This is a genomic window from Armatimonadota bacterium (assembly GCA_018268395.1).
GTDB lineage: Bacteria > Armatimonadota > Fimbriimonadia > Fimbriimonadales > Fimbriimonadaceae > JAEURO01.
The window spans coordinates 400,430-426,273 of sequence record JAFDWQ010000001.1; the positions used below are offsets into that span (position 1 = coordinate 400,430).

At 62.4% G+C, this 25,844-nt stretch carries 23 protein-coding genes; 17 read left to right on the top strand and 6 right to left on the bottom strand.

What is annotated here, in order from left to right:
* Positions 1-42 precede the first annotated feature (42 nt).
* A complete protein-coding gene (locus tag JST30_01700) occupies positions 43-267 on the top strand; it encodes a DUF1232 domain-containing protein (protein MBS1713030.1) in 225 nt (74 codons plus the stop codon).
* Positions 268-325: 58 nt separating this feature from the next.
* On the opposite strand, the gene JST30_01705 is transcribed toward JST30_01700, so the two are convergent.
* Positions 326-1,042, bottom strand: a complete 717-nt coding sequence (locus JST30_01705) for a hypothetical protein (protein ID MBS1713031.1) — start codon at positions 1,040-1,042, stop codon at positions 326-328.
* 204 nt (positions 1,043-1,246) lie between these two features.
* On the opposite strand from JST30_01705, the gene JST30_01710 reads away from it, so the two are divergent.
* From JST30_01710 to JST30_01745, 8 genes are all read left to right on the top strand, one after another.
* Entirely contained in the window at positions 1,247-3,190 is a 1,944-nt protein-coding gene (locus JST30_01710; protein MBS1713032.1) for a PAS domain S-box protein, read from the top strand.
* Positions 3,191-3,192: 2 nt separating this feature from the next.
* Entirely contained in the window at positions 3,193-4,248 is a 1,056-nt protein-coding gene (locus JST30_01715; GenBank protein ID MBS1713033.1) for a response regulator, read from the top strand.
* Between the two features lie 10 nt (positions 4,249-4,258).
* Positions 4,259-5,071, top strand: coding sequence for a methyltransferase domain-containing protein (locus JST30_01720; GenBank protein ID MBS1713034.1), 813 nt, complete (start codon positions 4,259-4,261; stop codon positions 5,069-5,071).
* A 240-nt stretch (positions 5,072-5,311) separates the two neighbouring features.
* Positions 5,312-8,572 (top strand): hypothetical protein, encoded by a 3,261-nt coding sequence (locus tag JST30_01725; GenBank protein ID MBS1713035.1) that lies wholly within the window; start codon positions 5,312-5,314, stop codon positions 8,570-8,572.
* Positions 8,573-9,117: 545 nt separating this feature from the next.
* Positions 9,118-10,170, top strand: a complete 1,053-nt coding sequence (locus JST30_01730; protein ID MBS1713036.1) for a hypothetical protein — start codon at positions 9,118-9,120, stop codon at positions 10,168-10,170.
* Between the two features lie 53 nt (positions 10,171-10,223).
* Entirely contained in the window at positions 10,224-10,502 is a 279-nt protein-coding gene (locus tag JST30_01735; protein MBS1713037.1) for a hypothetical protein, read from the top strand.
* A gap of 142 nt (positions 10,503-10,644) precedes the next feature.
* On the top strand, positions 10,645-11,583 hold the full coding sequence (locus JST30_01740; GenBank protein MBS1713038.1) for an IS1595 family transposase: 939 nt from the start codon (positions 10,645-10,647) through the stop codon (positions 11,581-11,583).
* The gene (locus JST30_01745) at positions 11,580-11,747 is read left to right on the top strand and encodes a hypothetical protein (GenBank protein MBS1713039.1); all 168 of its coding nucleotides are present in this window, start codon (positions 11,580-11,582) and stop codon (positions 11,745-11,747) included. The genes JST30_01740 and JST30_01745 overlap by 4 nt, the downstream gene beginning before the upstream one ends.
* Here JST30_01745 and JST30_01750 read toward each other — a convergent pair.
* On the bottom strand, positions 11,735-12,538 hold the full coding sequence (locus tag JST30_01750) for a hypothetical protein (GenBank protein ID MBS1713040.1): 804 nt from the start codon (positions 12,536-12,538) through the stop codon (positions 11,735-11,737). The genes JST30_01745 and JST30_01750 overlap by 13 nt on opposite strands.
* Before the next feature lie 515 nt (positions 12,539-13,053).
* On the opposite strand from JST30_01750, the gene JST30_01755 reads away from it, so the two are divergent.
* Complete coding sequence (locus JST30_01755) at positions 13,054-13,515, top strand: hypothetical protein (protein ID MBS1713041.1); 462 nt, start codon at positions 13,054-13,056, stop codon at positions 13,513-13,515.
* A 167-nt stretch (positions 13,516-13,682) separates the two neighbouring features.
* Here the strand turns inward: JST30_01755 and mutS are convergent, their stop codons facing one another.
* A complete protein-coding gene (mutS, locus tag JST30_01760; protein ID MBS1713042.1) occupies positions 13,683-16,256 on the bottom strand; it encodes a DNA mismatch repair protein MutS in 2,574 nt (857 codons plus the stop codon).
* Positions 16,257-16,347: 91 nt separating this feature from the next.
* Here mutS and JST30_01765 point away from each other — a divergent pair, with 91 nt between their 5' ends.
* The 7 genes from JST30_01765 (at position 16,348) to JST30_01795 (ending at position 22,703) form a co-directional block, all read left to right on the top strand.
* The gene (locus JST30_01765) at positions 16,348-16,968 is read left to right on the top strand and encodes a TetR/AcrR family transcriptional regulator (GenBank protein ID MBS1713043.1); all 621 of its coding nucleotides are present in this window, start codon (positions 16,348-16,350) and stop codon (positions 16,966-16,968) included.
* Positions 16,961-18,511 carry an HlyD family secretion protein gene (locus JST30_01770; protein MBS1713044.1) on the top strand — a complete coding sequence of 517 codons (1,551 nt, stop codon included), beginning with the start codon at positions 16,961-16,963 and terminating at the stop codon, positions 18,509-18,511. Before JST30_01765 ends, JST30_01770 begins: the two co-directional genes overlap by 8 nt.
* On the top strand, positions 18,508-20,106 hold the full coding sequence (locus tag JST30_01775; GenBank protein MBS1713045.1) for a DHA2 family efflux MFS transporter permease subunit: 1,599 nt from the start codon (positions 18,508-18,510) through the stop codon (positions 20,104-20,106). Before JST30_01770 ends, JST30_01775 begins: the two co-directional genes overlap by 4 nt.
* 41 nt (positions 20,107-20,147) lie before the next feature.
* A complete protein-coding gene (locus JST30_01780; GenBank protein MBS1713046.1) occupies positions 20,148-20,471 on the top strand; it encodes a hypothetical protein in 324 nt (107 codons plus the stop codon).
* Between the two features lie 87 nt (positions 20,472-20,558).
* Positions 20,559-21,479, top strand: coding sequence for a transporter (locus JST30_01785; protein ID MBS1713047.1), 921 nt, complete (start codon positions 20,559-20,561; stop codon positions 21,477-21,479).
* Positions 21,480-21,487: 8 nt separating this feature from the next.
* Positions 21,488-22,138 (top strand): TlpA family protein disulfide reductase, encoded by a 651-nt coding sequence (locus JST30_01790; protein ID MBS1713048.1) that lies wholly within the window; start codon positions 21,488-21,490, stop codon positions 22,136-22,138.
* 4 nt (positions 22,139-22,142) lie between these two features.
* Positions 22,143-22,703, top strand: coding sequence for a redoxin domain-containing protein (locus JST30_01795; protein ID MBS1713049.1), 561 nt, complete (start codon positions 22,143-22,145; stop codon positions 22,701-22,703).
* A gap of 52 nt (positions 22,704-22,755) precedes the next feature.
* Here JST30_01795 and JST30_01800 read toward each other — a convergent pair whose 3' ends face one another.
* The 3 genes from JST30_01800 to JST30_01810 form a co-directional block, all read right to left on the bottom strand.
* The gene (locus tag JST30_01800) at positions 22,756-23,778 is read right to left on the bottom strand and encodes a photosynthetic reaction center cytochrome c subunit (GenBank protein ID MBS1713050.1); all 1,023 of its coding nucleotides are present in this window, start codon (positions 23,776-23,778) and stop codon (positions 22,756-22,758) included.
* Between the two features lie 150 nt (positions 23,779-23,928).
* The gene (locus tag JST30_01805) at positions 23,929-25,434 is read right to left on the bottom strand and encodes a glutamine synthetase (protein MBS1713051.1); all 1,506 of its coding nucleotides are present in this window, start codon (positions 25,432-25,434) and stop codon (positions 23,929-23,931) included.
* Positions 25,435-25,515: 81 nt separating this feature from the next.
* A complete protein-coding gene (locus JST30_01810; protein MBS1713052.1) occupies positions 25,516-25,833 on the bottom strand; it encodes a four-helix bundle copper-binding protein in 318 nt (105 codons plus the stop codon).
* Positions 25,834-25,844: the final 11 nt, after the last annotated feature.

Genomic DNA, 25,844 nt, shown 5'->3' on the forward strand with positions numbered 1-25,844 from the left:
GTCCGCTGCATCTTCGGCAGCGCACGTGTCGTCAAAGCGTTTGTGGACAAAGTCCTGCCCGCGGCCCCTCGGGCGCCTTGGAGCGCGCTCCTGTCGGTCTTGGTCGCCCTGTTCTACGATGTCTCTCCGGTCGACCTGATCCCGGACCTGATCCCGTTACTCGGCTGGTTCGACGACGGAGTCGTCACCGTCGTCCTGGCCGTCGTCGCCGTCGCTTCCTGGCGGAAGTGGGCGAAGAAGCGGCGGACGGTCGCGTTGGCGAAATAAGTCGCGAGCGGCCCGGTCGGATCCGACCGGGCCGCTCGACGGCACAGACGAAGGGGCGTCAGCCGCCGTTCTCGTCCTCGAACGTGAACGCCGCACCTTGCATCGTCTTGAACTTCGCCGCTTGATCGGCGGTCAGGACTTTGCCCAGTTCGTCGTTCAAGGTCTTATCGTTCTTGGTCTGCATGTCGCGGGCCTCTTGTCGGTCGAGTTCCTGGTTGCGGACCTTCTCCATGATCGACTGGTTGGCTTCGCGCTGCTTGTCTTGTAGTCCCTTGATCTTGGCGGTCTGATCCGCCGAAAGTCCAAGGTCCTTTTGGACGTCTTCGCGACCGAGCGCACGGTAGCCCGAGCGCTGGAGGAAAAGCTCTTTCAGCCGCTTCTGCTGGTCGGCGTTCAGAACGTCCAGGACGGCCTTTTCCCTCTCGGCCATCTGTTTCTGGCGCTCGGCCGGATCGACGTTGCCACCGGCTCCGCGGCCGCCGCCGGCACCGCCGGCGTTTCCGCCTCCGCCCGCTCCCCGACCGCCTCCGGCACCGGCTGCGTTACCTCCGCCGGCCCCCCGACCGCCGCGCGGGTTCAATTCGCCGAGCTTCGCCTTTTGATCGTCGGTGAGCTTGATCTCTTTCTGGACGTCGGCTCTTTGGAGCAGGCCGGTCATGCTGTTGTTGTTGCGCCCGAAGCCTTGTCGTGCCTGTCGGCCGCCGCCGGCTGCGCCGCCCTGGGCGTAGCCCGCCACGGCAAGGGCGAGGAGAGTGAAAACGAAGACTTTCTTCATGGGTGTAAAGACCTCCAATCCGGATTGGACGTCGGACTCGTCCGTGGGTTCACTGCTCTCCTCGCCACGTACCAACGTTCGACGATCCTGCGGCCCCAGACCCTCGTCGTCGCACGATGTCAGGACGCGGCTTGATTCTCCTGCACATTAGTTCGGTATCATCTATCAATAATTCTGGGCCGCAAGAGGGCGATCAGGGACTCCATGGCAGGAGCAACGGGTTCGGGAAAAGAAGACCAAGGTTCGGCGACTCGGTACGCCGACCTTTTGAGAGCGGTGGTGGAAACGGCCGTCGACGGGATCTTGACGATCGACCGTCACGGTACCGTGATCACGGCGAACGCGGCCGTGGAACGGATGTTCGGCTTCAGCGAAGACGAACTTCGTGGCCAAAACGTCCGCGTCCTGATGCCGTCCCCTTATCACGAGGCCCACGACGGATATCTGAGGAACTATTTCGAAACCGGCGTCCGAAAGATCATCGGGATCGGTCGTGAAGTCCGCGGCCGGAGGCGCGACGGCACCGAATTCCCCTTGGAACTTGCGGTGGCGGAAACGCCGACCGAGGACGGCGTCGTCTTTACGGGCACCTTGCGCGACATCTCCGAGCGCAAGGCCGCGGAGGATGCGCTCAGTCGGGAACGGTCCCTGTTGAAGGCCGTCTTCGACACTGCTGCCGACGGGATCTTGACCGTCGACGGGAACGGGCGGATCATGACGGCCAACCCGGCCGTCCACCGTTACTTCGGATACGACCCAGGCGAAATGGAAGGCCGTCCGCTGACGTCGCTGACAATGGCGGACGATCCCGTGGAGACGTACGTGTCCGTCGGACGGGACGAGGTCCCCTCTGGAGCCGGAGTCGTCCGGGAGACGTCGGGAGTCCGAAAGTCCGGCGCGAGGTTCCCGATGGAGATCGCAGTGACGGAGACGGTCACAGAAGACGCGAGGCTTTACACCTGTGTCGTCCGCGACGTCACAGACGCCAAGCGCGCGCGTGAAATGAAAGCGGCCAAAGAAATGGCCGAACAATCGAGTGCGGCCAAAAGCGAGTTCCTCTCGAGGATGAGCCACGAACTTCGGACCCCCTTGAACGCGGTCCTCGGGTTCGCACAGCTCATCGAGATGAAACGGACGGACCCGGAGACGAGAGAAGCGACGGGCGCGATCCTGAAAGCGGGGCAACACCTGCTCAACTTGATCAACGAAGTGCTCGACCTGGCCCGGATCGAAGCGGGCAAACTGCAACTCTCGGTCGAGCCGGTCTCGGTCACCGAAGTCGTCCGGCAAGCCCTCGACCTCATCGGTCCCGATGCCCAGCGGTCCGGTCTGACCGTCCTCGTGGACGAGGAATCCATGGAAGGGGCCATGGTCTTGGCCGACAGGCGCCGGATCCTCCAGGTCTTGATCAACGTTCTCTCGAACGCGGTCAAGTACAACTGTCCCGGCGGTCGGATCCACGTCACGTCCGACCGTGAAGTCGAGCGGTTCTCGATCAACGTGACCGACACGGGCCAGGGGATCGACGAGGCGGACGCCCGACACCTCTTCGAACCGTTCCGACGGTTCGGCGATAGGAGCAAGGAAGGGACCGGGCTTGGTCTGGCCGTCTCCAAGAGCTTTCTCGAACTGATGGGCGGATCGATCACGTTGGCCCGCTCCGATCGGTCCGGATCGACGTTCAGCATCGGTCTCGTGCCGACGGTCGCGGCCCTGCCGTTGGAAGAACGCGAACTGTCGCGCCGACTTGGCGAAGGCCCTCGTTTCGAAGGCCCGAAGACGGTCCTGTACATCGAGGACAACCTATCGAACTACCGTCTGCTCGAGCTCGCCTTCGGGATGTGGGGCGGGATCGAACTGCTGCCCGCGATGCAAGGAGAGATCGGACTCGTCCTCGCGCTCGAACGACTCCCGGACCTGATCCTCCTCGACCTCCATCTTCCGGACATGTCCGGCTATGACGTCCTCGTCCACTTGAAATCCGACGAGAGGACCCATGACATCCCCGTCGTCGTCATCAGTGCCGATGCGACGCCGTCCGAAATGCGGCGCATCCTCAAGGCAGGGGCGCTCGATTATCTGACCAAGCCGGTGAACCTCGAATCGCTTGCGAAAATCGTCAAGTCCCGGCTGACCCAAGTGGGGTGACGATGCAGCTCAGTTGGACATTCGACAACGCAAGATCCTTGGTCATCGACGACAATCTGGAGAACGTCAAGGTCGTCCGGCGGTTGCTGGAGGGGACCGGATGTTGCGCGGTCGAAGGCGTTACGGACCCCACCAAGGCAGTCGAGGCGTACCGAAGGTACAGGCCGGACGTCATCCTCCTCGATCTGCACATGCCCGTCCTTGACGGCTATGAAGTCCTCGCCCTTCTTAAATCGGCGGGAGCTGTCCGAGAGTTCGTCCCGGTCCTCGTCTGTACGGCCGACGAGTCCACCGAGGCCCGACAGAAAGCGCTTGACCTTGGTGCCTCCGACTTCATCACGAAACCGTTCGATGCGACCGAACTCGTCCTCCGCATCCGGAACTTCCTCCACATGAGGCACATCCAGGTCGCCTTGCGCGAACAGAACGTCGACCTTGAGGCGATGATCGTTCAAAGGACGTTCGAACTCCACGACGCCCGGTCGGAAGCGATCCACACTCTCGCCAGGGCCGCCGAATACCGGGACGACATCACGGGCGATCACACGCAGCGCGTCGGACACATGAGTTCGGCGATCTCGGTGTCGCTCGGCCTGGACGCGGCTTCACAGAACGTGATCCGCATGGCTGCGCCCTTGCACGACGTCGGGAAGATCGGAGTGACCGACAAGATCCTACTCAAGCCAGGCAAGCTCACGCACGCCGAGTTCGAAGCGATGAAGAAGCATACGGTCATCGGCGCCCAGATCATCGGCGACGCCCGATCACCCGTTCTCGAGATGGCGCGCGACATCGCCTTGTCCCATCACGAGCGTTGGGACGGTTCAGGATATCCCGCGGGGCTTCCCGGCCTAGACATCCCCCTAGCGGCGCGGATCGTCGCGGTCGCCGACGTCTACGACGCCTTGACGCACGAACGGCCGTACAAGGAAGCATGGCCCGTGGCCCAGGCCGTCGCCGAGATCCGCTATCAAAGTGGAAAGCAGTTCGATCCCGATATCGTGGACGCCTTTCTCAGTATCGACCTTGACGACTACGAGAAAGACGCCATCGAGTAGATTCGACGGAATGGCGGACAAGGACTATGTCCTCGGCACCCATGACGAGGAGATCTCGCGCTTAGGGCTTCAGCACCTCGTTTGGAGGTCGCGGACGGCCGCGGTATGGGAGCGTGCCGGGATCGACCGGGGGTCGCGCGTGCTCGACGTAGGGGCCGGACCAGGGTTTGCGACGTCCGACCTTGCTGAAGTCGTAGGGTCGTCAGGCGAGGTCGTGGCCCTTGAGCGGTCGCAGCGGTTCATCGCTTACGGCCGTGACCGACTGGCGTCGCTCGGCCTTGGGCACGCCCGGTTCCGCCCGACCGACCTCGTCACGGACGATTTCGGGGCCACCGGCTACGACGCGGCCTGGTGCCGATGGGTGCTCTCGTTCGTCAGCGATCCGCGGACCGTCGTCGCAAAAGTCGCGGGCGCCTTGCGTCCCGGCGGACGGTTCGTCGTCCACGAGTACCTCGACTACGGGACCTGGACGTTCCTCCCGCCACGCCCCCCGCACACACGGTTCGTCGAGGCGCCCGAGACGAGTTGGCGAGAGACGGGCGGAGAGCCGGACATCGGACGCGTGCTGCCGTCCCTCTTAAGTGAAGCGGGTTTTTCCTTGACCCGGGTGGAGCCCGTCGTGTTCTCGATGAAGCCGGGCACACTGACGTGGCAGTGGCCGGCGGCCTTTATCAACGGGAGTGCCCTACGGCTCGCAGAGCAGGGCCATTTGAGCCGCGAGGAAGCCGAGGAGGCGATCGACGATTTCGCCGAGGCCCAGAAGGCTCCCGGCGCCGTCATGGTGTCCCCTATGGTCGTGGAAATCGTCGCCGTCCGGGACTGATCCTGGCAGCGTCGTCCGACCCTACTGTGCCCTTCGATCGTTCGGAACTTGCCGGACGGCCCAGGAACGATGGAGCATCGGGCACGAATCCTCCGTCCTAATGATTGAACACACTGTCGGGCAGTCCCCCTCTCTCCGGCTCAGGCTACTCTTCATAGACTTCGGGTTCAGGGGGGAGGGAGACGGCCCCTCTCGGAGATCGCGTCCTGCTCGCAGGTCTGCCGGGTAGTCTCCGACGCGATGCGGTCCTTCCTTGCATTGGCCTTTGCCTTGGCCGTCGTTCCCGGTGTCGCGTTCGCGCAGACGTCGCTCGAAGCCGGTTTCAAAAACCCGCCGGACTCGGCGAAGCCCCATACCTGGTGGCACTGGATGAACGGCAACGTCTCGAAAGCCGGCATCACCGCCGACCTCGAGGCGATGAAGCGGATCGGTCTCGGCGGAGCCCAGATCTTCAACGTCGACTGCGACATCCCGGAAGGGCGTACGCCGTTCATGTCGGCACAGTGGAAGGAGGCCGTCGCCCACGCGTTCCGGGAAGCGAAGCGCCTCGGGATCGAGATCTGCGTGCACAACTGCGCCGGCTGGTCGAGCAGTGGCGGGCCGTGGGTCACGCCCGAACACGCGATGCAGATCCTGACGTGGAGCGAAACTCCGGTCACAGGCCCCTCGCGGTTCGAAGGCCGTCTGCCTCAACCTGAATCAAAGCTCGGTTTCTACCGCGACATCGCCGTCTACGCCGTCCGGAAACCTCAGGACGACACGTTCAGGATCCCGAACATCAGGGCTAAGGCCGCGTTCGACCGTGGCGACCGTATCGCTCCGGACACGACGGACTACCCGGAGCACTTGGCCGTTCCGATCGGTGACGTCCGTATGTTGAAAGCCGACCCCGACGGAAAGGTCGTCTTCGACGCCCCGGCAGGCGAGTGGACGTTGATCCGTCTCGGACATACGCCGACGGGTAAGGGGAACCACCCGTCTCCACCGTCTGGTTATGGACCGGAAATCGACAAGATGAGCCGGGAGGCTATGGACCAACACTGGGCGGGAATGATGGACACCGTCCTTAAGGCGAACGGACCGGTCTCTGGCAAGGGGCTGAACAACGCCCTCATCGACAGTTACGAGGTCGGGTCACAAAACTGGACCCCGAAGTTCAGAGAAGAATTCACCAAAAGGAGGGGGTACGACCCGCTGCCGTTCCTGCCCGTCGTGACGGGCCGGCTCATCGGAAGCGGAGAGACCAGCGAGCGCTTCCTTTGGGACCTCAGGAGGACGGTGAGCGACCTCTTCGCCGACAATTACTTCGCCTACTTTGGCGAACTGTGCCGGAAGAACGGGCTCCTGTTCTCGACGGAAGGTTATGGGAACGGGTCCTTCGACAACCTGCAGGTCAGCGGAATGGCCGACGTCCCGATGGGGGAGTTCTGGTCGTTCGACGGCATGGCTCAGGAGACGACGAAGTTGGCCGCGTCCGCGGCCCATACGAACGGGCGAAAGTTCGTGGGTGCCGAGGCGTTCACGGCCGACGAGAACCAGGGCCGCTTCCAGATCGACCCCTATTCGATCAAGGCGCTCGGAGACAGGATCTTTTCTTACGGCATCAACCGCTACATCTTCCACCGCTATGCGCACCAGCCGTGGACCGGCGTCGAGCCGGGGATGACGATGGGCCCGTGGGGCATGCACCTTGACCGGACCGAGACGTGGTGGGACCAAGGCTCGGCCTGGATGAAGTACATCGCTCGGTGCCAGTACCTTCTTCAATCTGGCCGCTTCGTTGCGGACGTCCTCGTCTTCACGGGAGAGGAGGGCCCGAACGACCTGCCCATGATGAAGGGAACGGTCGTCCCTAACGGCTACGACTACGACGGGTGCGACCTCACCGTTCTGCAAAAGGCCCGCGTGGACAAGGGCGAGACCGTGCTTCCGTCCGGCATGCGCTATCGCCTCCTTGTTCTGCCGGACAGCCGCTACATGACCCTGAGGACCCTGAAGACCGTCGAGGCTCTCGTCCGCGCCGGGGCGACGGTCGTCGGGCCAAAGCCTCAGTTCTCGCCGAGCTTAAGCGAAGGCCCGGACGCGGACAAGGCGGTTCGGGCACTGGCCGACAAAGTCTGGGGGCCGGACGGCGGTCCAAGCGGCGGATTCCGGTACGGGAGCGGAAAGACGTACGGAACGTCACCACTCGCCGACGTCTTGAAGTCGATGGTCGGACCGGACGTCACTGTGAACGGAGCCCCCGCGACGTCACTGAACTGGATCCACCGTTTGGTCGATCAGTCAGACGTATATTTCGTGGCCAATCCGAAATACGCGAGCGTGACCCGGACCATCGGGTTCAGGGTCGCCGACCTGGAGCCTGAACTTTGGGATCCAGAGACAGGGTCCGTGTCTCCGGCCCCTTTGTGGCAGCGGTCCGGAGGACGGACGAACGTGACTCTGCCGTTCGGTCCGGCTCAGTCCGTCTTCGTCGTCTTCCGCAAGCCCGCCAAGGGCGCGCACACCGCTACGGCCCAAAGGTTGGACCCGAGCGGGAGCGTCCCGGTCACGCCGAAGATCGGGGTCGTGTCGGCGCGGTACGAAGCCGTCGACGGGACCGGTGGCGTCGACGTCACGCAGAAGGTCGCCCAAATGGTGGCCGAGGGGTCGACCGAGATCTCGGCGAACAACAGCAATTTCGGCGATCCGACGTACAACCATGTCAAGCACCTGAAGATCGTGTACACGGTGGACGGCAAACGGATCGAAACGACCGTCGCTGAGAACGGCGTCCTGGCGTTCGTCCCGGTCAAGCCCGACGACGTACCACCGGACTTCGAGTTCGTCGACGGCAAGATGTTCGTCTGGAACCCCGGCTTCTACGCTGTAACGGACTCGAAAGGCGGATCCCGCACATGGCGCGTTCCGGCGCCCAAAGAGACGCCCGTGAAGGGGCCATGGACCGTCGGGTTCCAGAAGGGCCGGGGCGCACCGGCACAAGCCCGCTTCGATACCCTCGCCTCATGGACCGAGAACACGGATTCCGGTGTCAAGTTCTTCTCCGGCACGGCCACGTACACGACGACCTTCGACGTCGCACCGTCCGTAAGGGCCGGTGGTCAAACCGTTTGGTTGGACCTTGGAAAGGTGAAGAACTTCGCCGATGTCACGTTGAACGGTCGGCGCTTCCCGACACTTTGGAAGGCGCCCTTCCGCCTCGACGTCACGAAAGCCGTCCAAAGCGGAGCGAACCGCCTCGAAGTCAAGGTCACGAACCTCTGGCCGAACCGGCTGATCGGCGACGAGCAGCTTCCGGACGAAAACGAATGGCGGGGATCGGCGATCGCCAAACTGCCCGACTGGGCTTTGGACATGAAGCCGCGCCCGAAGTCGGACCGGGTCGCCTGGACGACGTGGCACTTCTTCCGTAAGGACTCGAAGCTGCTCGAGTCGGGCTTGATCGGCCCGGTCAGGTTGCGCTCGTCCGTTCCGGTACCGTTGGTGAAGTCTGCCAGGTAGCGGAGCGGATGGCCTTCAAAGAGTCATTTTGTTGGCTTCATTGGCACGGTTTCAATGTACAATGAAACATGCGGAGCTGCCATAAAGGCCACAAGATTATTGTCTCATTCTTGATGGCGGTGTGCCTAGGTTCGGCCGCAGACGCGACGGGGCCAGACTATCTTTGGCAACTTCCAGCCCCTCATCTGGCGTCCAAGGTCCGAGTCTCTCCCGACGGGCGGATGGTGTCCCTGGTATCGGATTCAAGGGCGTACGTCTTCGACTCTTCTGGTCCTTTCATCGGTTCGATCCCGATATCCGGAGCTGGCGGGGGCAGCGCTGAATTCACGTCGGATAGCACCCGCCTCTTGGGGCTGTTCGGAAAGGCGTCAGGAAGGAACCGGGTAGCCCAGATGTGGGTTTCCGACGGTTCGTCGAAGTTACTGGAATTCTTGAAACCTGACCCTGTGGGCTGCAATTTGGCCTTAATGGCCGGCGATCAGCGGTTTCTTTATGGGAGTACATCGAACACGATCGGAGAAGTCGACCTGGCAACGGGCAATATCGTGAAGACTTTCCCTTGCTCCAACCCGGCAGTCTTAGCCCGAAACGCGACTGGGACACGCTTCGCGTTCTTCAACGGTTCGAGCGCCAAGCTCTACGAGTATCCTTCTGGATCTCTGCTGGCCAGCTTTCCGACAGGAGTGAACGGTAAGGACATCGCCGTAACGTCCAACGGGGCGTACGTCGTGACCTGCAACAACGACGGTGTGCGGGTCTGGTCGGCTGCGACCCAACTACTCTTCGCTTTTGTACCCATGTCAGGCAGTTCGTTTGCCGATCTCACTCCGGACGAGTCGCAAGTGGTCATAGCCGACTCGACAAGCGCCACTTGTACCGTTTACTCGATGCCTGACCTTTCCTTCGTCTCGAGTTTTTCGCTTCCCGAGAAACCAGTGGACATCGACCTGTCGCCTGATGGATCGATCGTTTATGTATCGTACGGCGCAAAGGACATCAAGCTGACGGCTCATAACGTGTACTCCGGCGTGGAGACGGTCACATTCCCTTACGGAGACTATGTTTCCAGCGAGTTCATTTGGTCGAAGACGGGCGAATCGTTCGCCGTGTTCTCGGGCTCCTACGTTAGGATCCGCAGGACATCCGACGGTAGTCTCCTTCGATCCTTGCCCATGGAAGTCCCAGACCGATGGGATTGGTCCGAACAAGGGGACATGGTCGCCACGCTCACCGACCGCGCCGTCAATGTCTGGCGCGTGTCGGACGGCACACTTCTCTTCACACAAGGCTTCGCGCAGCCTTATGGCCCGTACGACGTGGCCCTGTCCCCTGATGGAAGTCTTCTGGTGGTCACAGGGGTCCTCGTGGGTGAACACGGATCTCTCAATACACAAACGTGGATTTTCGAGACAATGGACTGGAGCCTCGTTCTGGCAGACACGGGGGGAAACGGGTACTACTCCCGGGCAGAATTCTTGCCATCTGGAAAACTTGTGCTCCAAAACGGATACGAGAATATCTACAAGATCTACGATAGATTTAACGGCAACTATTTGGCATCAACGTACTTGACGCACGGTAGGTTCAAATCCAGGTAACGTCGGGTGGCCCCGGCGGACTGCCAGGTCTCGGGCCGGGGCCAAGGGCCTAAATGACACTCAAGAAGACTACAGCCGACCGAATAGCGAAAATGTTCCGCCACCGTGCTGACGAGGAACGAGAACAAGCCAAGGGATTCTCTCGCTTCCTCGACCCGCTCGACCCAAAGACCCCACTGCTCGTGAACATCATCAACGGGTGCCTACAGCAAGCAGAGAAGTACGACGCCGAGGCTGTCATCTTCGAGACCGAACGTGCCGGGCAGGAATGGTCGCTTGATCCGGAAAGCGTGGGAGCGGAAGAGCGAAGGATTCTTTGGCCAAAGCCATGAGTTCGTCCAGCGGCGGCGGCTCCATCGCCCACAGTTCAGCCATCCGGCGTTTGATCCGGCAATAGTCCAAGCTTCCACCAACGGTCAGGGTCTTTTTTCTCATTAGGCACTTGACTCACGAAAATGATGCTATACTAGAGCCATGAAGCGACAGCCGACGACCCTCTTGGACGTGGTGACGTACTTCGCGGACGAGCGACGTGCGTTCGACCACTTCATCGCGCACAGATTCCCTAATGGGGTGGCCTGCCCGCGTTGCGGCTGTGTGAACGTCAAGCTCATCGAAACCCGCTTGGTCTGGCGTTGCAACGGCTGTACGCGCCAGTTCTCCGCCAAGGTCGGGACGATCTTCGAGGACAGCCCGGTCCCTCTGTCCAAGTGGCTCCCGGCGATGTGGCTCATCGCCAACTGCAAGAACGGCGTCAGTTCTTACGAGATCGCCCGTGACTTGAAGGTGACGCAGAAGACGGCTTGGTTCATGATGCACCGCATCCGCATGGCGATGGAGACGGGCACCTTTGAGAAACTGTCGGGCCACGTCGAAGCGGACGAGTGCTACATCGGTGGGCGATTGTCCAACAAGCACAAAAAGGGCCGCAAGGTGACCGGGCGTGGCATGGTCGGTAAGACGACCGTCCTAGGCGCGCTACAGCGCGACGGGCGCGTCACACTCGAAGTCGCACGGGACTCGCGGGGCAAGAGCATCCAGGCGTTCATCACATCGCGCGTCGAGCCTTTCTCGAACCTCTACACCGACTCCCACAACGGGTACGTCATGCTCCGTTCGCGGTACCACCACTACTCGGTGGATCACATGGTCGAGTACGTCCGTGGCGTCGTCCACACGAACGGCATGGAGAACTTCTGGAGCCTTCTGAAGCGCTCCATCAAGGGAACCTATATCTGCCCTTCGCCGTGGCAGTTGCACCGCTACTGCTCGGAACAGGAATGGCGCTACAACAACAAGGGCCTGACGGACGGCGAAAGGTTCTCCGAAGTCCTGTCCGGTTCGGTCGGGCGGCGTCTCACCTATGCCAGACTGACAGGCAAGCCGGGTGCCGCTGGATGGACGACAGTTTGAGTTCAGAAAAAGAGCAAAAAGGCGCGGGCCGCGTCCGAAAGCCCGACCTAGGAAACCTTGACGGGTTCATTGAGAAGATCGTCCAAGTCCCCAAGAAGGAACTGGACGAAGTAGAGGCGACTAGGCCGAAGCGCAAGAGCCGAAAGAAGCCTCAGGGCGAATAAGTGCCGCTCTCGTCCAGGTGTACGGACAGGTAGCCGAGCAGTCCCCTGGCCGCTTCCAGAATCTCCTTGGCCTGGCCTGCAGTGTACGTCCGCTCTGGTTCGTGAACGACAGGACACCTCCAAGCCTTGTACACGGCCTGGAGGCCACCGTCGCAAGACTCATAAAAAGGACGCATTAGCGGCCAGTCCGGCGGACGTGGCTCCCTCTTCGGGTTCTGGATGTACTCCCGGGCCCAGGACGCGTAGTCGCCCCAGCCCTTCGGTTCTCTAGGATTCGGCTGTCCAAGAGACGACCACAGTGCCCTGACCGCAATCTCTAGCGACCGAACGGAGTGCAGGACGCTCGCAGTGCCCCTGTCCAGGGCGTAACAGATTGACGACTCGAACAAGTCGGGCACGGCTGATGGAAACGTGGTGAGCAACGGCTCAAGATCCAGTTTCGCCGTCGGGTTCGTGTAGTGCCCGGCCCGTTCGTCGTCCAGCTTTAGCCAAGTGGACAGTCGGCACTCGTCCCTGAGCCTCTCATGGGTCGCCCCGCAACACGCGCCAAGTTCAGCATAAGAGCAGTTCCCCTGCACCAGGTCCAGCAAGCGCTTGAACTGCATCGCCGTCATCGGCAGGCCTAGACCATCAAGGGCCTCTACCGAGTCCCCGATCTGCTTGACCATCATTTCCCGTACTGCCGGGTCGATCTGATTGGCCTGCAACGGAGTGGGCATGCGGCTCAGTTGCTCGACCTTCGCGAGCGAAGCCGTAATCTGGATGAACCTTGACGCGCCGATTGTGACCATGTCCCAAAGGTTGAGTAGCCCACTCGGATTATCCACCCACGGCGCGACCGCTGGGCGGTCCGCTGGGTCAGGCTCGGTCAGGCGTAGGGCTACCATGATCGTCGTGCGTCAAGTAAGTTGTTGCCAACTATTTCCCCCATCTCTTCGATACGGGTGAGAATCCTATCGTTCGCGAAAGCACGGACGGTGCGATCCTTGTCAGTCAAGGAGGCAACTTGGTCCGCTTCTTGGACTCCACGACTGGAGCGGTCTTGCGCACTGTCTCAGGCGCCCCGGCGTCCGTCAGTCCCGATCTGCAAACGATGGTCACCGTCTCAACAACCGGCGCCGATCAAAACTCGGCTTCACTCTTCGTCGTTTCGACCTGGACCGGTGAAACCCTTGCCCTCATCGACGAAGACCTTTCAAAGACCATGCGTGTAGACTACTCGCCGGATGGCAGTAGGCTGTTACACGGCAGCTACTTGCAGATGCTGTCATGCTTCCATACTCCACAGGAAAACTACCGGAGGATCGTGCCTGATACTTTGGCCGTAAAGCTCGGAAAAACCATTTCCGGGTCGGTTTCCGACCTCGACAGAGCTGACGGGGCAGGTCTTGTGATTCAGAAGTTCATCGTGCCCAATTCCAACGGTCCATCGATCCAGTTCGAGGTCCAAGGAATCAGCCCGTTCCTGGCACCTCAAAGCATCTCGATGACCTGCAAGGCGAAAATCGACACGAGCGGTTCGTTTAAGCACACCATCGAACTCTGGAACTATCAGATCGGTTCTTGGGATCCGGTCGACAGAATCGAAGACACGTTGACGACCTCGTATAAGACGTTCAACTTTGTTGCTGCGGGAGATCTATCGCGGTTCGTCGACCCAACGACGCACCGCACACGGGCGCGCCTCACACTCACGAGGACAGGGGTCGTATCGAAGTTCGTTTGGACGACGACCCACGATCACTTCAATTGGATCGTCAGGAACTAAGGCATATGCAGAGCTGATCGTGTCCCCAGGTCCAGCATGCCGATGAACTCGTCCGGAACTTGGGTGAGATGCTTCCTTCCCACGTCGTGATTCGGGCTTAGACACCGAAAGTCCCGCTTAACCCGTTGGGCTCCGCTTACATACCGGGAGGTCCGGCCATTCCGTACCTATTTCAAGCCGAACCGGCGTTTCCACTCGTCGAGCTTCATCAGGGCCTCGATCGGCGTCAGTTTGTCGACTTCGAGGCCCTGGAGCTCTTTGACGACTTCCGGTTCCTCGGCTTCGAACAAGCGGAGCTGGACGGTCTGCAACGACGGGCCGATGGCTTCTAACGGGGCTTCGGTCTTTTCGAGCCGCGAGAGCACTTCCTGGGCCCGACGGAGGACCGACGGCGGAACTCCGGCCATCTTGGCGACCTGGATCCCGTATGAGCGGTCCGTCCCTCCCGGAAGGACCCGGTGCGTCCAAACGACTTGGTCCCCGACCTCTTCTACAGCGACCCGCATGTTCGTCACGACCTCGGCCTGTGTCGCCAGTTCGTTCAATTGATGGTAGTGGGTCGCGAACAACGTCTTGACCCGGCCCGAAGCCAAGTGCTCGGCCATCGCCCACGCGATCGCGAGCCCGTCGAACGTCGACGTCCCGCGACCGACCTCATCGAGCACGACAAGGGATCGCTCGCCGGCGTTGTTCAGGATGTTCGCGCTCTCCACCATTTCGACCATGAACGTGGACTGGCCGAGTGCCAGTTCGTCCTTCGCCCCGACCCGGGTGAAGATGCGGTCGCAAAGCCCCATTCGGCACGACGCGGCTGGGACGAACGAGCCGATCTGGGCCATCAAGACGATCAAGGCGGTCTGGCGGAGGTAGGTCGACTTCCCGCTCATGTTCGGGCCGGTCAGGACGACGACGCGCGTGCCCTCGTCCAGTTCCACGTCGTTCGGTACGAAAAGGCCGGACGACTCGACGACGGGATGACGGCCTTGCCGGATGTCGAGCACGTCGGCCCCGACGATTTCAGGCCGGACGTAGCGCCGCTGGACGGCCACTTCAGCGAACGCGGCCAGGACGTCGAGTTCGGCAAGGGCGCGGGCCGTCGCGAGAAGCGTGGGAGAGCGGGACGCGACCACTTGCCGAAGCCGGACGAAGAGGTCCTCTTCAAGGGCCGTCGCCTTTTCGTCCGCTCCGAGGACCGCGCTCTCATGGTCCTTGAGTTCGGCCGTGATATAGCGCTCGGCATTAGCCGTGGTCTGCTTCCGGATGTAGTGGTCCGGCACGTTGTCGGCGAGGTTCTTCGGCACCTCCAGGTAGTAGCCGAAGACGCTGTTGTAGCCGACTTTGAGCCGCTCGATCCCTGTCGCCGTTTTCTCGGCGGCTTCGAGCCGGGCGATGTACGATTTGCCGTCGCGGCTCAATTCGCGCAGCTTGTCCAGCTCCAGGTCGTGTCCAGGCCGGAACACTCCTCCGTCCCGGGCGCTGAGGGGCGGCTCGTCGACCAGCGCCTGGGAGAGTGCCCTGGCCAGGTCTTCGTGGTCGTCGATCCTTTGACGGACGTCGAACAAGGCCCCGAGCGCGACCTTTCGGAGCGGTTCGTCCAGGACGGGTATGGCGAGGAGGGACTGTTTCAACGCCACCAGGTCTCTCGGCGAAGCCAGGCCCGTCGCGCAGCGGGACACGAGCCGTTCGATGTCTTGGATCCTTTTCAGCGCGTCCCGGATGTCTCCCCGGCACATCACGTTTTGGGCCAACCTCGCGACGGCGTCGTGTCGGCGCTCGATCTCGCCCGCGTCGAGCAACGGTTGCTCGATCCAGCGCCGGAGGTTCCGACACCCCATCGACGTCATGGTCGTGTCCAGGACTCCGAGCAGCGTATTGCGCTTGCTCCCGTCTGTCATGGCCTGGGTCAGCTCGAGCGAACGTCGCGTAGCCGGGTCGAGCCGGACGAACGCGTCGACCGAATACGTGCCGAGCCCGTCCACGTGCACCAGCGAGAGCCCGTTCGCCGTCGCATAGTCCAGGATCATCGAGGCTGCGACGACCGCGCTGGGCTTGTCGCCGACGCCGAACCCGGCGAGGTTCGCGACGGCGAAGTGCTTGAGGAGCGTGCGTTCGGCGCGGTCCGTACCGGGTTTCTGCCCCGACGTGACGGATACGGACAAGCCTTCCTTCGCGAGGCCTCCGATCCGCTCTTCTTCGGGCCCGGTCAGAAGCTCCGCGGGACGGATCCGGGCCAGTTCCTGAAGCAGCCGCTCTCCGAGCTGCTCCCCCTCGATCTCAGTGGCCAGGAACTCGCCCGTCGACGGGTCCAGCGTCGCAAGGCCCGCCCGGCCGTCCTGGACGCAAACGGCGGCCAGGAAGTTGTTCGAACCGGACGAGAGCATCGAGTCCTCCAGCACCGTGCCGGCCGTGAGGACCCGTGTGACCCCGCGCCGGACGAGCCCCTTCGCCTTCTTGGGGTCTTCCAATTGGTCGCACAGGGCGACCTTGACCCCGTTCGCGACAAGGCGCGCCAAGTATTTTTCGACCGAGTGGAAGGGCACTCCCGCCATGGGGATCCGGCCGTTCTCACCGTCCTCACGGCCCGTCAGCGTGATCTCGAGCTCGCGGGCCGCGACCTCCGCGTCCTCCCCGTAGAACTCGTAAAAGTCGCCGACACGCATCGCCACGATCGCGCCGGGGTGCGCCGCTTTCGCCGCGAAATACTGCTGCATCATCGGCGTGCGCGCCCGCATCCCGTCCAGTATGGCCCACCCCCTGAGGCCCCAGACGAAGCGCAAAGTCCCGGACGGCCCTTCACGATCTTGACCCGATCGTCAATAATAATGACCAAAAGTGAAACTCAGTCAAGCAGTCACGACGCCGGACGGGGACGCCGAAAGGGCCCGCATCTTGGACACGGCGGCCGCCCTCTTCGAAAGGTACGGCTACAAGAAGACGACCATCGAAGACATCGCCCAGGAGGCCGGGATCGGCAAAGGCTCCGTCTACCTTCGCTTCGAGAGCAAAGAGGAGATCGGTCTGGCTTGGCTCCGGTCTCTGCACGAACATCTCTTCACGGACGCGACCGCTCGGAAGCCGGGCGAGACGCCAAGGGTCGCGCTCCGGCAGTTCTTGGTCCGCCGCGTGATGTTGCGGTTCGACGTCTTTTCCCGGCACCGGCGGAGCCTCGACGAGGCCCTCTCCAGCCTCAAGCCGCAACTTGAAGAGAAGAAGAGGGCGTTCCACGAGCGCGAGGCCGAATACGTCGCCGATCTGGTCCGGGAAGGAGCCGTCGAGGGGACGCTGGCCAGCGACGACCCGATCGAAGACGCGCGCACTATGGTCCTCGCGACGAACTCCCTCCTCCCGTACAGCATCCGGCCCGACCAGATCGGCGACCGGCCGGCCGTCCTTCGACAGGCTGAGGGGCTCGCGGAAATGTTGACCCGGGCCGTGGAGGTCCGCCATGGCTGAAGACACGGCTCCTGCCGTGACCGGGAGCGGGCCCGCGTCTTCAAGACGGAAGGTCGGGCCGGTCGTCGTCGCCGTCATCGTCCTGATCGCCGGAGGGTTCTTCGTCAGAAACGCTTTGTGGTCGAGGAACCACGAGAGCACCGACAACGCCCAGATCGCGAGCGACGTCGTACTCGTGTCCCCCCTGGTGAGCGGCACCGTCGCAGAGTTGCTCGTCCAGGAAAACGAGGCCGTGAAAAGGGGGCAGCCCCTGATCCGTTTGGACAAGGACAAACTCCAAGCCGCGGTCGAACTGGCCCGAGCCAACGTGAAGGCGGCCGAGGCCGACGCCGTGGCCGCAGGTGCCGGCGTCGCCTATGCCGCCGCTTCGTCCCAGGCGAGCCAGGCCACCGCGTCCGGCGGGTTAGGGGAAGCAGGAGCCGATATCGGGGCGGCCCGTTCCGCGGCCCGGGCCGCCGAGGCCACGGTCAAGGGGCTTCAAGCCCGCTCGGCGGCCGCGCAGTCCGACGTCCAGGCTGCCGAAATCGACCGCAAGGTCGCCGTCGAGGCCTTGGCCCGAGCCGAAGCCGCCCTGGAATCCGCGAAAGCCGAAAGCCGATGGGCCGTCTCCGCCGTGAGCCAGGCCGAGGCCGCTTTGAACACCGCCCTTGCCGAGGGACAACTGGCGCAACGGCAACTGAAGCGCGTCCGTGCGTTGTTCGAACAAGGCGCAGAGAGCAGGCAGGCCCTGGACAACGCCGAGGCGTTCGCGACGACGGCCGAGCAGCACGTCGTGTCCATGAGAAGCAACCGGTCGATGGCCACGGCCACGGTCGGTTCCAAAGACGCTGCACTAAAGTCGGCACAAGCGGCCATCGCCGCAGCCCGGTCGGGTGTCGACCAGGCTCAAATCCGGATCGGGACGGCCCGACAGAAGGCCGATTCGGTCCTCGAAGACGTCAACGTCGCGCGTTTTCAGGCGTCGGCGACCGGCTCACGGTTGCAGACCGCCATGGCCCATGCCGAAACGGCCAAGGGCCAAGCGCAAGCGTCTCAAGCCCTGGACCTCAACGTCGACAAGATGCGGGCCGACCAGCGACAGGCGGCTGCCAAGGTCGAACAGGCCCGTGCCGCACTTCGCGCGGCCGAGATCGATCTGGAGCACGCCACGGTCTATGCGCCGGCCGACGGGCGGGTGAGCCGGCGCTCCATTGAAGTCGGATCGAGCGTCCAGGTCGGGACGCCCTTACTCTACATCGTCCCGTCCGAAGCGCCGTTCGTCGTCGCGAACTTCAAGGAGTCGCAAGTCGGTCGGATGAAGGAAGGGGACAAGGTCGAGATCGAAGTCGACGCCCTGCCGGGCGCCAAGTTCGAAGGACGGGTCGCCAGCCTGTCCCCGGCGACGGGCGCGACGTTCGCGCTCCTTCCTCCCGACAATTCGACGGGGAACTTCGTCAAAGTCGTGCAGCGCATCCCGGTGCGCATCGAGCTGTCGCCCAGTACGGGCGCCGAGGGCAGGCTCAGGGTCGGAATGTCGGTCGTCGCCACGGTCGAAGTCCGATGAGCCAGGCCGCCGAGGCCCTGGCGGAAGAACCGCTGAACCCTTACCGGTGGTGGATCCTCGTCGGCCTGATCACGGCAGCCGTCATGGAGGTCCTCGACACGACGATCGTCAACGTTTCGATGCCTCAGATCGCGGGAAACCTCGGCGCCACGACCGAGGAAGTCGGTTGGATTTCGACGGGCTACATTTTGAGCAACGTCATCGTCCTTCCGTTGACGGCGTGGTTGGCCTCAAGGTTCGGAAGGAGGCTGTACCTCAGCGCTTCCATCCTCGTGTTCATCGGGGCGTCCGTCCTTTGCGGGACGTCGCGATCGCTCGAAGCCCTTGTGCTCTGGCGCATCGTACAAGGCGCCGGAGGAGCGGCCCTCCTCTCGACGGCCCAGGCGACCATCCGAGAGATCTTTCCTCGCGAACAGCAGGGTCTGGTCCAGTCCGTCTATATGCTCGGGATCATCGTGGCCCCCACGATCGGACCGACCGTCGGCGGCTCGATCACCGACAACTTCGGATGGCACTGGATCTTTCTGATCAACCTGCCGATCGGCATCGTCTCGTTCCTTCTCGTCTTCTCGTTCCTCAAGGACTCGCGCTACGGGATGCGCGTCGACAAAGTGGACTGGGTCGGGATCGCAATGCTAGCCGTCGGGCTCGGGTGCCTCCAGTACGTCCTTGAAGAGGGCAACGCCAAGGCCTGGTTCGAAAGTCCGGTCATCGGCTGGCTTACCGTCGTGGCCGTGTCCGTCCTTCCGACGTTCGTGTGGTGGCAGTTGTCCCCGAAGAACGCGACTCCGGTCGTGGGGCTGAAAGTCCTCAAGAACCGCGACCTTTCTGCGGCCCTCGTCCTCTTCATAGTCCTCGGTTTTGGCCTGTACGGCGGAGTCTTCATCTATCCGATGTTCGCTCAGAACGTCATGCGTCTCACACCGACCCAAACAGGTTTGACGCTGCTTCCAGGGGGGATCATGACGGGGTTCGCGGCCGTGCTCTCGGGTCGGCTCCTCGGTGGGGCGAAACCGGTCTTCGACCCGAAGGTCTCGATCGTCGCGGGGCTCGGCGTCTACTGTGTCGCGATGTCGGCCATGTCGACGATGCCGTCGATGGCGGGGTACGACAACGTCCTCGGCCCCTTGTTGCTCCGGGGATTGGGCTTGGGAATGCTGTTCGTGCCGATCAACCTGGCCGCGTTCTCGTCGTTGCGCGGAGCCGAGATCGCCCAAGGATCGGGCCTGCTCAATCTGGCGCGCCAACTGGGAGGCTCCTTCGGGATCGCGGCCATCGGGAGCTTCGTCACCCAGCAGCTCCACACCGCCCGGGCCGGACTTGTCGAGCACGTCAATCTTTCGAGCCCGGCCGCAGTCCAGCGGATCGGGGCCGCCACCCATGCCTTGGCCCAACGGGGCGTCCCTCCGGAGAAGGCCACTCAAGCCGCTTACGCTCTCATCGACCGGACCTTGATGACCGAGGCCGCGACCAAGGCCTACAACTCCGCGTTCCTGCTCATCCTGATCGTCTCCGTCGTGGCGTCACCCGCGATTCTCGTGCTCAGGAACCGAAAAGACGCACCGGGGCCAGCGGCCGCCGTCGAGGCCCACTGACGGGCCGTTTCCGGCGGACGGTGTAAAGTAGACGTGCGGCAATGCGAAAGGCCTGGCCTTGGCTGAGTTGGATGCTCGCGTTCCTGATCGGGACCGCGGGAATCTTGCGCACCTCGCCCGTCACGCCTGACGGGAAGCGTTGCCCGGTCTATTCGAAGAAGGACAGCGGAATGGTCCAGTGCCGGTGCGCGGAAAAGACGAAGTCCGCACAGGACGCAGCCGTCACCGTCGTCGCCATAGAATGGACCGCCGAGACCCCGCTCGTGTTCCCGTGGCTCCGTGCCGTCGACCAAGGCGTGTCCCGAGACGGACGTCCGCTCGTGTCACGGCCCCGGGACGTCCTTATCCCCCCACCGGTCGTGTGACCCCCGGATCCCAAGGCGCCGTCCGCCTTTCCTCCAGTCGCCCTGTCCGGGCGGCCTGACTGTCCGTTACGGGACTTCGACCGTCACATGATCAGAAAACTTGTCCTCGTTTCAGCGCTGGCAGCACCCCTGTCCGCCCACGCCTGTTCGGTGTGCATCGCCCATTCGCTCGGAGCCGCGATCCACGGTTTCGGCGCCCAGACCCTTCACGGACGGCACGGTGTCGTCGGTATCACCTATCTCACGTTCTCGAAGTCGAACGCCGCCCATCACGACGAAGAGGAGGAGGGCCCCGCTCATGAGGCCCGCGAATTCGAGACGTTCCAGCAGACGAGCATCGAGGCGTCTTACGGCCTGAACAGTTCGGTCATGGCGACGGTCAGTGTGCCTTTTGTCCATAAGTCGATCCGCATGGACGACGGGCCGACGGAGAAGGCGTCCGGGATGGGCGACATCGTCCTCGGACTGACGATCCAGCTCCCAGTCGTCGAGAAGAACAAGGTCGTCACCGCGTTCGAATTCGACCTAAAACTCCCGTCGGGCCAGAACGACAAGAGGGATTCCGAAGGCGCACGGCTCGAAGACCATCTCCAGCCAGGGTCCGGCACGACCGACGTCGCGTTCGGACTCCTCTTCTCGATGGAAGACGAGACCCGGCCCGGCAACATTTGGTTCGGCGGCGTGAAATACCGTGCGAACCAGGAGAACAAGTTCGGATTCAAGTACGGGAACGTCCTGTTCTACAACCTGGGCTACGCCATGCAGGTCACGGGGAAGGGAACGCTTTCGGCCGAACTCGTCGGTCGGTTCGCCGGAAAGGACCGGGAAAACGGCCTCGACGACGAGGACTCGGGCGGACACTTGAACTACGCTGCCTTGAGCTACAACCATAAGCTCTCGGACAAGACGGCATTGACCGCGTCCGTCCAGGTGCCCTTCATGAAGGGCCTCTATGGAGACCAGACCGAACGGGCCGTGTTCTTCGTTTCTGTTTCGGGGAGGTTCTGAAGGCGGCCATGGGCACGCCCAAAATCCTCTTCGCCGCCTTGACCGCCGCCGTGATCGCGACCGGAGCGTTATTCCTTGTCCCAGACCGGCGGCACGAACGGTCCATGACCTTCCGCGCCCAGAAGGAACATCCGGTCACGCCTGCCATGACCGAGGCCGCCGACGCGCTCTCGAAAACGGTCGCCCCTGACTTTCGTCTCGAAGGCTTGGACGGCAAGCCGTGGACGCTGTCCCAAGCGTCCGCCGGCAAGCCACTCCTGATCTTCTTCGTGGAGAAGGAGTGTCCGTGCTGCCTCGGCGCCAAGCCGTTCTTGGACAGGGTCTACCGGCGCTACCGTGACGTGCTTTCGGCCGTCGCAGTGATCAACGCCGACCGGGAGACCGCCTCCCTTTGGTCCAAGACCGTCGGTGGCGACATGCGCGTCCTCTGTGACCCGACGATGACGGTCATACGGGATTACTCGGCCGAACGGGGCGTCTACTCCACGCTCGTCGACAAAGACGGCCGGATCGCGGCCGCCTATCCCGGCTATTCCAAATCCATGTTGATCGAACTCGGCTCCCTCGTCGCAAAACTGGGCGGCGTGCCGGAGCGCGAACTCGACACCCGACCGGCACCGGAAAAACTGACTTCCGGCTGCAGCTTCCCACTCGACTAAGACCATGAGAACCAAAACCCTACTCGTCATCGCCACCGCCCTGGCTTGTGTCGCTCCGTCCCTGGCTTTCGATCAGGAAAAGGAGTGCGCCTGCAAGGACTTACCGTCGTTTTCGCTCCGCGGGACTGACGGTCAACAGTACACTCAGGGCAACATCGCCGACAAAGCGACCGTGATCGTGTTCATCGCCCACGGATGCCCCCACAACAAGAAGGCCGCTCCGGACTGGAACCGCGTCTCCAAGTTGATGGGGACGAAAGCGCGCGTCCTTGGCGTCATCAACACCGACCCCGTGACGGCCAAGACCTACGCCAAGACGTTGGGACTGACGTTCCCGCTCCTTTCCGACAAGGACTCGAAGGCCATCGAAGCCTTCGGCGCCAAGCACTCGCTCGATAGCGTGCTGATCTGCGGTAAGGACAAGCGCGTGGCCAAGCAGTGGGAAGGCTATTCCCGAGCCACGATCGGAGAGATCTTCGCCGATCTCCCGGGCCATGGCGGCCCGACCGTCAAGCCCGACCTGAAGCTCTTTCCTGAGAAGAAGCAGTCAGGCTGTTCGCTCTGAACGGCTCCTTTCGCAGGATCCGGCCGGACACGCGTCCGGCCGGATCCGCGCCTCACTTCCCTGGAGCGAAGAGTTTGTCGTCGACTTTCTCCGACGTCTTCGCCGATTCGTACTCCATGACCCACTTGTCGCCCGCGGCCCACGTGGCCGTGATTTTCATCGGGACTTGCACTCCGTCGACCGCCTTATAACCCGAGTAGTCGTAGACCGAAATCACGGCTCCGATCGAGCTTCGCGTGATGTTCACCATCCGCACCAAGAGACCCGACTTCGTATCGAAGTAGAGCTCCTCGGTCGAAGGCATTCCTGGGCGCGTCCCACGGACGACCACGGTCTCGACGTCGCCGACCGTCTCATAGCCGACGACGGTCGTGCGGGTGTAGCCGTCGAACGCTCCGGCCCCGCGCCACGAGCGGCCCAGCCTGCCGAAGATCGCAGCCGGCTCATCGGTGAGAACGGCGCCGTCCTTCCACACTTGCTTTCCGTCCGACCCGGACTTACCGATCGACATCGTCAAAGCGAATTTCCCGCCTTCAGCTTGCACAAGCTCGATCGGCGTCTTCGTCTCGGCATGGCGTTCGCCGAGCGGGGCCGTCATCGTCCCTTTGAACGTCAACTGCTTCGGCACCTTTCCGACCGCATCGCTGTGCTTTTTGAAGAGGTCTTCGGCCTTGTCGCCCGTCCCTCCACCCACGTGACGCAGGGAGACGCCCTCAGGGACCGGCACCGTGGCCGGATGCTCGTGGCCGTTGTGGCAGGTCATACACGTGACCTCGAGTCTTCCCCGGAAATGCTTGTCGTTGATGTCGCGCTGGAGAAGCACCATCTCCCGCGCCTTTTCTTTCATCCGGGTCTCGGTCGAAAAGTCGGCTTCGTGGCAGCCCGTACACTCCATCTTCATCGAAGCGGACATGAACTCCATGGCAGGGATCAGGTCTTTGGCGGGGACACCCTTGAACACGACGATGTTCTTGTAGACCTGCTCGGCGGTCTGCTCTTGAGCGGGCTTGGCCCCGTCTTGGAACGCGGCGACGAAGGGCAGGGCCCCTAAAGCAAGGACGAGGGCTTTCAACATGCGGCGATTATGACGCTCGGAACGTGCCGAGCGGTGCGCACCGACGCTGCCGGTTCCAGGTCTCGCGTCCCCGGACTCGCTCCGGAAGACGTCGGCCCCTTCGACCGTCGAGTCGAAGGGGCCAGGATTCAGCTCGCCACTGAGCGCTCGTTAGAACCGCGACCAAAGGTACTGGTTCGTCACTTCGTGGTGGAACAGGATCTCCGTCGTCTTGATCAGCGAGCCGAGTTCCTTCGGAGACCGCTCGGCGACGAGTTCCTTTCGCTCCATGAACTTCTCTTTGGTCTCTTCGCCCAAGATCTGGGCCACGAAACCCGACCCCTTGTAGTGCCGGATCGCATCGTAGATGTTGCCAGGAAGGTAGCGCGTGCGCGTCCTGCGCTCTTCGCTCGAGATCTTCTCCGTCATCGGCCCTTCCAGCCCTGTCTTGACGAGCGTATAGAACGCCATGTACGGGTTCGCGTCCGGAGCGACGGTCCGGACTTCGATACGCGCCGACTTCTTGTTCCCGAGCGGGATGCGGACCATCGACGTGCGGTCGACGGCCGAGGACTTGATCTGGTTGGGAGCCTCGAAGTGCGGGTCCAATCTTCGGTACGCGTTGACGGAAGGGTTCAGCACCAGACAGATGTCGTTCGCGCTGTTCAGGAGGCGGTCGATGAAGTCCCAACCGAACTTGGAAAGGTTGTCCTCGCCCTTGGAGTCGTACATCAGGTTGTCGCCGTCCTTGCTGATCGAGATGTTCGTGTGCATCCCGCTCCCGTTGATCCCCGCGATCGGCTTGGGCAAGAAACTCGCCGTGCACCCCATGTTCGCCGCGACTTGGCGCGCGGTCAGCTTGTAAAGTTGGAGCTGGTCGGCCGCGATCAGCGCTTCGGTATAGGAGTAGTTCAGTTCGAACTGAGACGGGGCGACTTCGGGGTGGTCTTTTTCGTTCTCGAACCCTAGGGCGCGCTGACACTCCGCGAGACGGTCGATGAAGAGCTTGAGCGGGTCGTTGGGAAGGCTGTTGAAATACCCGCCGCTGTGGACGGGTGCGAAGCCGTCGCGACTGTTGTACTCTTGTTCGGCGTTGAGGCCGGCGAAGAGGAATCCCTCGCATTCGACCGCGACGTTGGCCGTCATCTTCTTCTTCGCCAACTCGTCTCCCAACTCCTTGAGACGGCCGCGCATGTCGCTCGGATAGGGTGAGCCGTCCTTATCGAGGATCAAACCGAAGACCACGACCTTGCCCGGGCCGAAAATGTCGCTCGGGAGCCAGCGGAAGCTGCCCCAATCGATCCCGAGACGAAGGTCGGACTCGTTGACGACGCTGAAACCGCGGATGGACGAGCCGTCGAAGGTCAGGTTGTCGTGGCTCTTGAGGAGGAACTTTTTGTCGTAGTCGAGCGTGTGGAACCGGCCCTCGATGTCCGTAAAGCAGACCGTGACGGCCTTGATCTCCTTCGTGTCCCCCAAATACTTCAAGTAGTGGTTCTGGAGCGTCTCCGCCGGCGTGCGCGCCAACTGTTTGGCCTTGGCCTCCAGATTGAGCTCCTCAAGCTCCTCGTACGGGATCTCAAGAAAATGACGGAGGGGTTTTGTCGGCTTGTAGGGGCCGTCGGTGAGAGACGCACCGAGAGAATCGATCGAGCGGCGCAACGGATCGGAGACCATGACGAATGCAATGATAGCATAAATCTGGCCATATTAATGTTTGAATAGGCCAGATTTATGCTTATTGCGATCAGTATGTCCCTAGGCGGCCATTGACCTGCGGCACTGGTCCGCACATTCTCCGCACATGTCCGCGCACCTTTGGCAAGCCTCGTGCCCATGGCGACGGCACTCGGCGGCGCAGGCGTCGCACTCGCGGGCACAATCCGCGCACATGGCATTGGAGCCGGAGCGCATCGTCGATACGCACGTTTCGCAGGTCGAAGCGCAGAGGTCGCAGGCTCGGACGCAGTCTTCCATGCCCTCCATGTCCCTGCATTCGTCGGCACACTCGTGGCACTCCTGGGCGCACCGGGTGCAAAGATCGATACATCGGTCGAGTTCTTGGGCGACGGCCATCTTGGTTCCTT